Origin of the sequence: Loktanella sp. F6476L, from assembly GCF_023015725.1 — a bacterium.
Classification (GTDB): Bacteria; Pseudomonadota; Alphaproteobacteria; order Rhodobacterales; family Rhodobacteraceae; genus Yoonia.
Genome location: NZ_JALKAR010000001.1, coordinates 565,704 through 577,929 on the forward strand (window position 1 = coordinate 565,704; position 12,226 = coordinate 577,929).

The 12,226-nt window shown below is 56.5% G+C and carries 7 protein-coding genes; 3 read left to right on the forward strand and 4 right to left on the reverse strand.

Going from position 1 to position 12,226, the window contains the following annotated elements:
* Positions 1-11 precede the first annotated feature (11 nt).
* The gene (locus MWU61_RS02890; protein WP_247126657.1) at positions 12-440 is read left to right on the forward strand and encodes a heme-binding protein; all 429 of its coding nucleotides are present in this window, start codon (positions 12-14) and stop codon (positions 438-440) included.
* Here the strand turns inward: MWU61_RS02890 and MWU61_RS02895 are convergent.
* On the reverse strand, positions 437-1,642 hold the full coding sequence (locus tag MWU61_RS02895) for a cytochrome P450 (protein ID WP_247126659.1): 1,206 nt from the start codon (positions 1,640-1,642) through the stop codon (positions 437-439). The two genes, MWU61_RS02890 and MWU61_RS02895, sit on opposite strands and share 4 nt — an antisense overlap.
* Before the next feature lie 118 nt (positions 1,643-1,760).
* Between MWU61_RS02895 and MWU61_RS02900 the strand changes: the two genes are divergently transcribed.
* Both MWU61_RS02900 and MWU61_RS02905 read left to right on the forward strand, forming a co-directional pair.
* Positions 1,761-2,537 (forward strand): gamma-glutamyl-gamma-aminobutyrate hydrolase family protein, encoded by a 777-nt coding sequence (locus MWU61_RS02900; protein WP_247126661.1) that lies wholly within the window; start codon positions 1,761-1,763, stop codon positions 2,535-2,537.
* Positions 2,538-2,835: 298 nt separating this feature from the next.
* Positions 2,836-3,522, forward strand: a complete 687-nt coding sequence (locus MWU61_RS02905; RefSeq protein ID WP_247126663.1) for a D-lyxose/D-mannose family sugar isomerase — start codon at positions 2,836-2,838, stop codon at positions 3,520-3,522.
* 87 nt (positions 3,523-3,609) lie between these two features.
* Here MWU61_RS02905 and MWU61_RS02910 read toward each other — a convergent pair whose 3' ends face one another.
* The 3 genes from MWU61_RS02910 to MWU61_RS02920 form a co-directional block, all read right to left on the reverse strand.
* Complete coding sequence (locus tag MWU61_RS02910) at positions 3,610-4,695, reverse strand: LysM peptidoglycan-binding domain-containing protein (RefSeq protein WP_247126664.1); 1,086 nt, start codon at positions 4,693-4,695, stop codon at positions 3,610-3,612.
* A gap of 107 nt (positions 4,696-4,802) precedes the next feature.
* Entirely contained in the window at positions 4,803-5,378 is a 576-nt protein-coding gene (locus MWU61_RS02915) for a hypothetical protein (RefSeq protein WP_247126666.1), read from the reverse strand.
* A 245-nt stretch (positions 5,379-5,623) separates the two neighbouring features.
* Complete coding sequence (locus MWU61_RS02920; RefSeq protein ID WP_247126668.1) at positions 5,624-12,112, reverse strand: Hint domain-containing protein; 6,489 nt, start codon at positions 12,110-12,112, stop codon at positions 5,624-5,626.
* Positions 12,113-12,226: the final 114 nt, after the last annotated feature.

Genomic DNA, 12,226 nt, shown 5'->3' on the forward strand with positions numbered 1-12,226 from the left:
GGAGCCTGCAAATGGCTGAGATTTCGATTGAAAACGCACGCGTGATCATTGCGCAAACCATCGCGAAGGGCCGTGAAATGGGTCTGAAGTCGCTGTCTGTTGTCGTGTTGGATGCGGGCGGTCACGTCAAAGCATTTGAGCGTGAAGATGGCGCTGCACCGGGTCGTTTTGCGATTGCCCACGGCAAGGCCTACGGCTGCGTGATGCTGGGGATGACGGGCTCTGCCCAGATGGCACGCGCCGAACAGCAGGCGTATTTCATGAACGCTGTGAATGGTGCCTTTGGTGGCGCGGTTGTGCCTGTGCCGGGCGGCGTGATTGTGCGCGGTGACGATGGTGCTGTGATCGGCGCTGTGGGTGTTACAGGCGACACAAGCGACAACGATCTTGAAGCGGCGATGGCCGGAATTGCGGCAGCTGGCCTGAAAGGCGAAGGCTAACGCAATAGGACGCGCAAGTCCGTTAAACCATGTATCCCCGTCCTTGTTGTATAGGATGGGGAACTATCCGGCACAGCCAAGACGGTTTCCGGAAAGCGAGTGAATAGCTGTGTGATTGCGATCCGCGCTTCCGCCCGTGCCAACTGCATCCCCAAACAGACATGTGGTCCGTGCCCAAAACCGATGTGAGCATTGGGTTGGCGACGTGGCTGAAACGTATCGGCGTCATCAAAACGGTCAGGATCACGGTTGGCTGCGATCAGGAGCGGCATGACGGTGTTGCCTTTGCGCAATTGGACCCCTTCAAAAGCGACGTTGCGGGCGACGAAATGCGGCTTCGTCAGCATCACTGGTGAATCGTGGCGCATGACTTCTTCGATTAGCAGGGGCAGGGCGTCGGGGGTATCGCGGACGGCTGCCCGTGCGTCTGGCCGTGTAAGTATGCTGAGAATGGTCATGGTGATCAGGTGGACGGTCGTTTCGTGACCCGCCACGAACAGTGTGAACACCATCGCCAGCAATTCGTCGTCGTCCAGTCTGTCGCCTGCGGCCTCTGCGGCAACCAGTTCGGATATTAGTCCGGGGCGGGGCGATATGCGTTGCGCTGCGAATGCGTCGCGGAAGTACTGCATCAAGCGACGTAGGCTTGGCAGGGCGAGCAGCAGGGTCATGCCGTTGACGGGCCCCGATATGGGCGCAATCCAATGCGCGATACGGGCGCGGTCTGCCGGATCAATACCCAGCAAAATGCAAATCGCCATCAATGGAAGCGGACGGGCGTAACTGGACAGGATATCGACGGGCCCCTGCGTGTCTAAACCTGCAAGCAGGCCATCCGCTATGTCCGTCAGTTCAGGTTCCATATCGGCGATCTGGTGACGCGCAAAGGCCTGATCGACCAAGCCGCGCAACCGTTTGTGATCCGCCCCGTCCGCGCCAAGCATGTTGCGCAGCAAGGGTTTCATAAACTTCGGTAACCACCAAACCGACGCATCAAGACCGCGTCCGGTGATCGGTTTAGGGTTCCGGACAAATAGGTCGGTCTTCTTTAGAACGTTGCGGGCGGTTTGATCATTGGTCGTTACCCAAACTTCACCTAACAAAGGTATCTTTGCGCGTACAAGTGGCGCATCGTCCCGCATGTGTGTGAGTTGCGATGTCGGATCAGCCAGAAATGACGAAGAATTCAGCGAATAGCGCATATCGCTATCATTACGGCCTGTGCATTGGTGTCAATGCTGCTGTGTGCCTAGTGAGGGTTCCCAAGCACAGTTGCTGGGCTATAATCACGATTGCAAAGTAAAGATTGGATAGACCGCAATGTCTCGGCCTGTGATCGGCGTTATCGCCAATGCCCATACCATCAATGACGATTATCATGTTCAAGCAGCAGGCGAGCTAAACTTGCAAGCCGTCGTCGAAGCGTCGGGGGGGATCCCGTTGATCGTGCCGGCGAACCCGAATTTGTTCGATCTGCGGGAACTTCGCGAAACCTGCGCCGGTTTCGTTTTCACGGGCGGGCGGCCGAATGTGCATCCAGAGGAGTACGGCGAAGTCGAAACGCCAGCCCATGGTACGTTTGACCGCAATCGCGACCGTTTGGTATTGCCGCTGATCCGTGCATGCGTGGCGGCGGGGCAACCGATCATTGGTATCTGCCGCGGCTTTCAAGAAGTGAATGTGGCGTTTGGCGGATCGCTGTATCCTGAAATTCGCGATCTGCCCGGCCGTGACAACCACCGGATGCCACCGGATGGCACGCTGGAAGAAAAGTTCGCGATGCGCCACGAGATCACATTTAGCGCGGGCGGACCCTTTGAACGAATCATTGGTGCACAGAAGGTGATGACAAATTCGCTGCACGGGCAGGGAATCAAGGAACCCGGGCCACGTATTGTGGTTGATGGCTATGCGCCAGATGGCACGCCTGAGGCGATCTTTGTCAAAGATGCACCCGGATTTACCTATTCGGTTCAATGGCATCCGGAATGGCAAGCGGCGTCAGATCCGGTTTCAAGGCCGCTTTTTGCGGCTTTTGGCGATGCATGTCGCGCTTGGGTTGCGGGGCAATCGGAATTGTCGCTAAAATCAGCTTAGGGTTGATTTTCGTGGATGCAAATGTATTTTTTTTCCCCCTAGTTGCTGCGAGGGGGCGGTGATCAAATGACTGCATCACTCCCGTCCCAAGTAGTTTCGTAGTGAGTTTTTTGTTCTGGGTGTGAGTAACCTGTTCAGTAATTTCCGCCGCGCAAGCGGCGGAACTTTGAACGGGGCTGTACCGGTTGGCGGTCCCAACACCGCCAACTGGTACAGGCCTTTTTACCAAAAATGAGACTTGCCGTAACGTGTTACGCCAGCCAAATAGTAAGCGACGCTTTCCTATTTTGAGGCCGCTATGAAACGTTCGACTATCAATGATATTATGGCGCAAGCCGATGACATGATCCGTAGCCACGGGTTTACCTTGCCGCCATGGGCCTATTGGACACCATCTGAATTCAAAGCGAACGCAGATCGCGCTGCCAATGTGATTTCAGCGCGTTGCGGGTGGGATATCACCGATTATGGCGCAGGACGCTACGATGAGATGGGCCTGTTCCTGTTCACCTTGCGCAATGGCCGTCAGGAAGACCTGAAACGCGGTGGCGGCATGTGCTATGCGGAAAAGCTGCTGATTTCGAAACAGGATCAGCTGTCACCGATGCACACGCATGTCCTCAAGGCCGAAGACATTATCAACCGTGGCGGGGCTACGATGGTGATCGAATTGTTCGGTTCTGACGCGGACGGCAATTTTGACGAAAACGCCGGTGGTGTTGTGATGTGTGACGGGATCCGTCGCGAATTTTCAGCAGGCGAAAAGATCAAATTTGCACCCGGCGAAAGTGTCACCCTGATGCCCGGCGACTGGCACGCGTTTTGGGGCGAGGGCGGTGATGTGTTGATCGGCGAGGTCAGCACCGTGAACGATGATGAGACCGACAATATCTTCCGCGAACCGATTGGTCGTTTTGCGGATATCGAAGAAGATGTTGAACCAACGCATTTGTTGGTCAGCGATTATAAGACGTGGTTGTCATAAACGCCTTTTGGCGCAACCCGTCATTTGACAAAGCAAACCACCCTGTCGCAAAACAGGGTGGTTTTTTGTTTCTAGCTCTGGCTGCGGTTATGACTGGTTCGCGGCGCGTGCTTCGCTGAGGTGGCGACGTACGATTTCAAACCATGCACCGGATGTTTTCATCTCGATCAGGCTGTCGTCCAGCGTCTTGAGGTATGCCTCTGCGTTCGGGTTTGTGTTCGAGATCACCGCGTGCAGCGTCAGAACTTGGCTCAGTGGTTCGTTGTATGTCACGACCTCTGACAGACCCTCTGATGCGATCACGCCGTCAGATGCTTCGGTTGCGAGCGCCACAACGTCGTATGTCCCGTCTGCCAAGCCAGTGAAGCAGGCTTGTGGTGTATCGGCGCGGACGATTGTGACGTTTGGTTCGACCAGCTCGTGCTCTTCCAGCATGAACATGGAATAGCCAGCTGGACGACAGATTGTTTTGCCCATCAGGTCTGCGTGCGTTTCTGGCACTGCCGTGCCCACAACGGTGTAATAGCCGAGGATTTGTTCGAACAATGTCTCGGACCACATCAGGTTGTTGCAGCGGAATTTGCTGCCGTCGCCAAGGCGTTCGACGATGTCACAGTTCGGTTGGAACCATGCCAGCGAGAAATCGTAGCGGTGATCAGAAATCAGTGGCGTGAGGTGCGCGCCCCAGTCGTTGATAAAGTCGATGCGGTATTCTGGATTGCCTTCGGCTGTGTCCAGCGCCACGTTGACGATTTCGGTCAGCATGCCGCCTTGGGCTTGGTCTTCGTGGACGAATGGTGCCCAGTTTGAACCGGCCACGACGCGGATCATGTCATTGGTTGGCGCAGGCAGGCTTTCAGTCGTTTCGATCTGTGTGATCGCGGCAGTGTCTGCTGTCGATGCAACGACTTCGTCATCCAAGCACGGGATGTTCAGCGTCGTACCCACGCGGATGACGCCCGGGTTTGGACCGATCGCAGCTGCGTTGGCGCTGTAGATGATCTGGAAATCACCGCCTGGGCCATATGCATTGTTTGCGATGGCAGACAGTGAATCGCCGGATTGGATTGCGTAGGGCGTGCCGCATGCGATGTCATCAGCAAAGGCCGTGGATCCGACCGCTGTCAGGCAAAGGGCAAGGGCGCAGGCGGTTTGTGGGGCATGAAGTTTCATTTGGGGGGCTCCGTGTTGGTTTTGTATGGAACAGGGGGAATGTTCCGATTGGGGTCGGGTCGCGCAGATGCGCGTGGGTCAGGTTTGGGAAGGACGAATGGGGTGGCTTAGAGCCCTGCAGGGCAGGCCGCACCAACGCAACTGATGTCATCGTTCGGGATGCCGACGGTTCCGTATGACGTCTTGATGCTGATCAGGTCGTCGTCGAATGACACGATTTCACCAATCACAGAGACGAGCCCATCAGCCGAAACCAGTTCGATTTCGTTGGTAACGGGCGCTGCGACTTCGACAATATCGGTATCTGGCGCGACGGGTTCTTCAACGACTGCAGGCACGGCATCCGCTTGTGCAATTTCGGTCCAGAGCAGGTCGATCATCAAGGCTTTGGCATCTTTGGCTTCAGGCGTGCCCGGGTAAGCCGCGATAAATGCAAAGACGTCTTCTTTCACACGGCGTTCAGCAACGGCAGCCCATGCGATTGCGGCTTCCGTTGGTGTTTCGTCCGTGTCGGCATCGAATGATGCGCGTGTGGATGATGCCTGCACTGTCGCGTCTGCCGCTGAGGGCAATACTGCGTCGGCAGAAGAGGGAGAGGTTTGCGCAATGGCAAGGCTAGGAACCAAGGCCGCGAAAATCAGGGCGCCAATCGGAAGCGTCAGCCTCGTGCTGATCTCGAACATTTAACAACTCACTTTCTAACCAAATAACTGTAAAAATTTGTCTAAGGGTGGAATGTGGCAAGAAGGCGGTGTGCGTATGTTTCATTGATGAATTTGCTGAAACCATAGGCGCTTTGACTGCTACTTGTGCGTTAATGAATGCATTATTGGCGGCGCTAGTGACCACGTTAAGGTTTTCCCTGAAAAACACAAAAAGACCGCCCCCGAGCAGAAGGGCGGTCTTTTCTTTCAGCGCTGATGAACCGTTATTTGGTCCGTAGCATCTGAGATTCGTGTTGCTTAAGGGTCCGGCGAGCTGTCCGACCGTACCCTTTTGGATCGCTGCGCAGGGCAGGGAACAGCGCGAACAATTCTTCGCGGGCTTTGTCTGCCACACCTGTCAGGCCAATTTCACCGGGGTGGAAGCTTTCAGATGCTGCACCTTCCGCGTAGACGACTTCGTGTTCGTCAAACATCATGTGGATGTATGTGACAAACCCGCCTTCTTCACGCGTGACCATCTTGTCGTCGATCAGGTGCGTCGCTGGCATCAAGACTTCGCTTTCGCCGAACAACAGTTCTGCACGGTAGCCTTGGAACAACATCCGGTGCTGTGGTGACACAAGTAGATCACGTTCCAGACCCGTCACGACCCCCGGACGCAGACGCACTGGTGCAAATTTGTCCGTCGCAGGCACAGTCCGTTGCTGGATCCAGCGGATCGGCTGCATGCCGTGGTCGCGTGTCACAACCAGATCGCCAACGCGCAGCGTTTCGATCGGGCGGGACCCGTGTGGCGTCGCGATGTTTGTGCCTGGCGTGAAGCAGATGACCTGTTCGATGCCAGAGAAGTTCAGCGTCGTGCCATCGTCCAGTTCAACGGAACCCGAGAACGTTTCATTGCCGCTGGCGTTGATGCCGTCGGACGTTTGAACCAGCGTTGTCAGGTCAGCGAGATCACCCAATTTGAGGATATCGCCGCCTGTTTGCGCCACGGGATCAACTGGGGCTTCGTCACCGTCGCCGCCTGTGATCGTGATGACGCCATTTGTCGGCTCACCCAAGTCTTCGAGCGTGAATGTGTCGTTGCCGTCACCGCCCGCGATGCTGTCGCCTTCAGAGAAGGTGATGATGTCATCGCCTTCGCCAGCGTTGATCGTGTCTGCACCTTCGCCTGTGCTGATCACGTCAGCGCCCGCGCCAGTTGAGACTGAATCGTCGCCTGTACCGCCAACGACTGTGTCGTCGCCAGCGCCTGTGACGATTTCTTCAACGCCAGTGAAATCAAGCGTATCGACGCCGTCTGTCACGGTGCCAACTTCGTCGCCAGTCAATGTGACTGTGACGTCGTCGGTCAGGCTTGAACCATCCAGAACGTCCACATCGCCGTTACCGACGTCTTCGCCTGCGTCGATGGTGTCGTTGCCGAACCCGTCTGTGATCGCAATCGTATCGGTGCCAGTGCCAGCCGTGATGTTGTCGTCACCTGCGCCTGCGTTGATGCTGTCGTCGCCTGCACCCAGATCGATGATGTCGTCGCCAGCAGAGCCAGTCGCGGAATCGTCACCGGAGCCCAAGAAGAACTGTTCAATCTCGGCCAAAGATGCGGTGTCGGCCCCGTCCGTCAAAGTCCCCGTTTCTGGGGATGTCAGGTTCAGGATCGTATCGACTGTGATGTCGGATGCATTCAGGACATCCACATCGCCGTCACCTGCGTCTTCGCCGCCTGTGATCGTGTCGTCACCGAAGCCATTGGTCAGAACGATTTCGTCATTGCCAGTGCCACCGGCAATTGCATCGTCACCAGCACCCGCGTTGATTGTATCGTCACCGGCACCAAGATCGACAAAGTCGTCGCCAGTTGAACCGGTTGCCGTGTCGTCGCCAGAGCCCAAGAAGAACTGTTCGATTTCCGCGAGCGTCGCGGTATCGGTTCCGTCTGTCAGGGTTCCGGTTTCGGGCGCTGTCAGATCAAGCGTTGTATCAACTGTGACGCCAGTCGCATCCAGAACATCTGTATCGCCATTGCCGACTTCTTCGCCGCCAACGATATCGTCGTTCCCGAAGTTGTCGTTCAATGCAACGGTATCATCGCCAGTGCTTGCATCGATGACGTCATCGCCAGCGCCGCTGGTGATTGTATCGTCGCCTGTGCCGCTTTCGACTGTGATGCCGGATGTATCGTTGGTCAGGTCGATCGTGTCGTCGTTGTCAGTCCCAACAACACGTTCGATTTCCGTGAACGACCCGTCAGACCCAGTTGTGCCGACTTGGTAATCCGCCGCTTCATCGCCGGTAAAGCTGACATCGACGCCGTCTGTTGTGCCGACGCTGTCGAAGGTCACGGTATCGATATCCGCACCGTCTGCGTCTTCGCCACCAGTGATCGTGTCTGTGTTGTCCGCCTCGGACACTATGACCGTATCGTCGCCAGCGCCGCCGAACAGCGTATCGTCGCCCGTGCCGCCGATGATGACATCATCACCTGTTGCCGCGCGCAGACCGTCATATCCGGTCAGGGACGTTTGCACGCCGCCTGTATCGGGACCTGAGATAAACGCCTCTAGCGAATTTCCACCATCGTTTTCGAAGTAGATGATATCGATTGTGTGTTCACCATCCGTCAATGTCACCGGAGTTCCGTCGACGTATGTAAGAGCGTGTAGGCCGTCATTGTTGACAACTTCAACGCCATCAATGAACATCTTCGATCCGTCATCAGACCCGGTCCGGAACGTGTAGTCGCCCGCGGTGTCAATGATCAACGTGGATGAATATTTGATCGCGAAGTCATCTGCGCTGTCGATATCAGCAGGGTTCAGGCTGTCGGTGTAGCCAACGGATGTGGGTGTCCCGTCATAATCAGGTGAGCCCGCAACAAAGCCTGCATCCGCGAGGCTCGTTGGATTGCCTGTCGGGTCGAGATCGAAATATTCGTAGTGCCACGCACCGTCGGGTGTATCGCCATAAACGGTATCGTCGCCTGCGCCTGCATCGATTGTGTCCGATCCATCGCCGCCATAAATATCGTCCGCACCTGCACCAGCAAGAACGCTATCGTCCCCGCCTTGGGCGACGATAATGTCGTCGTTTGGTGCTTCGCCCGCGACCAGCGCATCGCCGCTATCGACGAAATCGCCTTCGAGGTCGCCGTTGTAGCTGCCGTCGATCAGGTCGTCGCCCTGCGTGCCAGTGACGATACCGTCTTCTGGCATCGGAATACCGATAGCGTTCAGGTAGAACGGATTGTCCGCGTCGGCAGGGGAAATGCCGTCGAGGGTGATCGTCTCACCGTTCGGGAACGTAAGGACTGCATTGCCGGACCCGTCATCGCTGACCACAACGTCGTTTGTGTTGACCGGGTTGCGGGCAGGGTCGCCGGATGGCGCGTCGAACAGGTTCGTGACGTCGAGCGTATCGACGCCTGTGAATGTACCGTCCAGATTGTCGGTTGGGGCGTCGAAGTTTGTGACGATGTCGTTGCCGAAGCCGTCTTCGAGAACCACAACGTCGGGGTCCTGATCCGGATTGCCCGGGCTGTCTTCGCCCAGATTGATCTGGTCGTCGCCTGCGCCTGCGTTGATCGTGTCGGTCCCTTGGCCAAGGTCCACAACGTCGTCACCAGCAGAGCCGATGACGCTATCGTCGCCAGAGCCAAGAACGATTTCTTCGATCTCGCTAAAGGATGTAGTGTCTGTGCCGTTCGAGATCGTGCCTGCTTCCGGCGCGGTCATGTCAACGGTCAGGTCTTCGGTCAGGCTTGACCCGTCAAGGACGTCTACATCACCGTTGCCAGCATCTGCGCCACCATCGATGGTGTCATTGCCGAACCCGTCAGTGATGACGATTTGGTCGTCGCCAGTGCCAGCTGTGATGTCGTCGTCACCTGCGCCGCCGATGATCGTGTCATCGCCTGCGCCTGTGTCCGCGATAAAGCCAGCCGTATCGAGCGTTGCGTCGATGACGTCTGTGTTGTCGGTCCCGATGACGCCTTCGATTTCGTCGAACGTCCCGTCAGAACCAGTTGCGCCAACAGCGTAGTCCGCAGATTCATCGCCATCATATGTGACTGTCACACCGTCCGAGCCGGACACACCAGAGAAGTCGACAGTGTCGACGTCTGCGCCACCAACGTCTTCGCCGCCAGTGATCGTATCCGTGCCGTCGGCATTCGCGATGGTAAAGATGTCTGAGCCATCTTCACCAAACAGCGTATCGTTGCCAACGCCACCATCAATGGTATCGTCGCCAGTGCCGCCGTAAACTTCGTCGTCGCCGTCTGCTGCAAAGACAGTGTCATTGCCGCCGTTCGCTTCGATCAAGTCGTCGTTTGCTGCGTCACCTGTCAGAATCGCATCGTTGTTGTCGACGATGTCGCCGTCTGGATCGCCAAGGTAGGATCCATCGATCAGATCACCGTTGTTTGACCCTGAGACTGTGCCGTCCGGCAGTGGGATGCCGATGGCGTTCAGGTAGAACGGATCGTCTGCATCCGCAGCCGGGATGCCAATCAACGTCAGGCTTTCGCCATTCGGGAAAGTCAGTACAGCATTGCCAGACCCGTCGTCGGTCACAACCACATCGTTGGTGTTCACCGGTTCACGTGTCGGATCGCCTGCAGGGCGGTCGTACAGGTTTGTCACGTCCAGCGTGTCGATACCTGTAAACAGCCCGCCGCCTGCTGGTGTAGGTGCGTCAAAGTTTGAGACAATGTCATCGCCGAAGCCGTCTTCGAGTACCACAACATCGTCGTCGCCATCAGGAACGCCGCCGGTGATGTCAGCGGTCGCGTCACCGAGGTTTACGATGTCGTCGCCTGCACCCATGGTGACGGTGTCTGCGCCAGCGCCTGTGATGATGGTGTCATTGCCGGAAGAACCAACAATTGTATCGTCGCCGCTGCCAAGAATAACAGTTTCGATGTTGTCGAATGTGGTCACATCCGCGCCAGATGTCAGCGTGCCGTTTTCGGCGTCAGCCGTATTTACGGCAGACAGATCAAGCGTCACGTCCGAGGTCACCGTAGAGGCATCCAACACGTCAACGTCGCCGTTGCCTGCATCTTCGCTGCCGTCGATTGTGTCGGACCCAAAGTTGTTTTCAACGATGAAGGTATCGTCGCCAACACCACCTGTCAGGTCATCGTTGCCAGTGCCACCAGCGATGATGTCGTCGCCGCCTTGACCGAAGATGACGTCGTCACCGATGCCGCCGTCGAGGCTGTCGTTTTCACCGATACCGTCTTCGACTGGAATGCTTGTGACTTCCAGATCGCCGATCCGGATCGCATGCGCGCCGTAAGCAGGGTCTGTGTTTGCGTATTCGATGACGATTTTGGACACCGGACCTGCCACGCTGACTTGAACAAAGCCCGCATCCAGGTTGGTTTCGGTGTTGCCTGCCGCGTTGTCTGCGACCGCTTGCGCTGTACCGTCTGGGTTGGACGTTGTGTTGATCGTTGTGTTGCCGTTGCCGACTGTCGAAAGGGTGACCGGAACAAGGTTGCCGTCCGCGTCATAGGCGCGAATGGTAACTTCGTCGGTAAACTGTCCGGCGAAGCGGTCCAGATCGAAGATACCGAATGTGACGTTGCTGACTTCGTCGTGGTAGCCCGGATCATTGCCTTCGAAATCAAGTGTGACGACTGCAGCGCCTGATGACGTACCAGAGCTACCGCCAGTGATGGCGATGGAAGATGTGTCGCTCTGACCGTCATAGTTATACAGCGTGTCAGTTGTTTCCATCGCAGCGGACGTAAAGTTCGTCCCCTCTGCGACGCTCATGGTGACAGCAACGTCACCGTTTGCTGTGGTCCCTGTCAGGCCGCCGCTGACGTCAGCGCCGTCGGCCACACCCAATGTGGACCAGCTGAAAGTCGACGTGCCAGCCGAAGCGTTTGTGTCGCCTGCGCTGTCGCCGTAGATTGTGTCGTTGCCAGCACCACCGGTAATGGTGTCCTGACCGCCCGCAAGCGTGGATTGGTCGCCGACCAAGAAGTCGTTTCCTGCGCCACCGTCAATCGTATCGTCGCCGGTGCCACCGTATGCTTCGTCGTCGCCAGCGCCTGCAGAAATGGAATCGTTGCCGCCGAAACCGTAGATCAGGTCATCGTCAGCCACATCACCCGCCAAGATGGCGTCGTTGTTATCGACGATGTCGCCGTTCGGGTCACCCAAGTAGGTCCCATCGATGATGTCGTCGCCCGCAGTACCGGTGACAGTGCCGTCTGGCGGCGTCACATCAGAGAAGGACATCGATTCAAGGTTGATCACACCTGCGTCGTTGGTGTCAGTTGTACCGTCTTCGTAGAAAATTTTGAAAGACCCAACAGGGCCTGCAATGTTCACGATGATGGAAGACTGGTTGTCGCCGTCGTTGTTGCTGGCTTCAATCTGGAGGTTGCCGTCGAGACCATTGCTTTCCACAACATGGCCCGTGCCAGTGGTCGTGTAAGTGATCGGAATCGGGTTGCCGTCCGGATCGTAAGCTTCGACGCGGATTTGATCGTCCCAGCTGCCTGTGGCTTGGTCAACGTCAAACAGTGTAAACTGGACGTCTTCGACAGTGTTCGAAAAGTCGACTTCGAGTGCTGGGTCGTTTGATGGCGCATAGTTGCTGCCACGCAGGCCAACGCCGGTCCGGCTCCAGAAAGGTGCTTCAAGCGAATTTGCTGTGAAGGTAGCGACGGTCGAAAGCCCGTTGTCCCCTGTAAGGGTTTGGGTGGTCGACGTGGTAGGGATTACAATGTTTGCCATAATTTATTCTCTAGATATCAGTTCAGGATTTACGAAAGTTGGTTTGAACTGAGGCTCTAGAACGCTCCTTTAAGTGAGTTGCGGTGCGCACTGACAAAATCAATGACGTTGGAA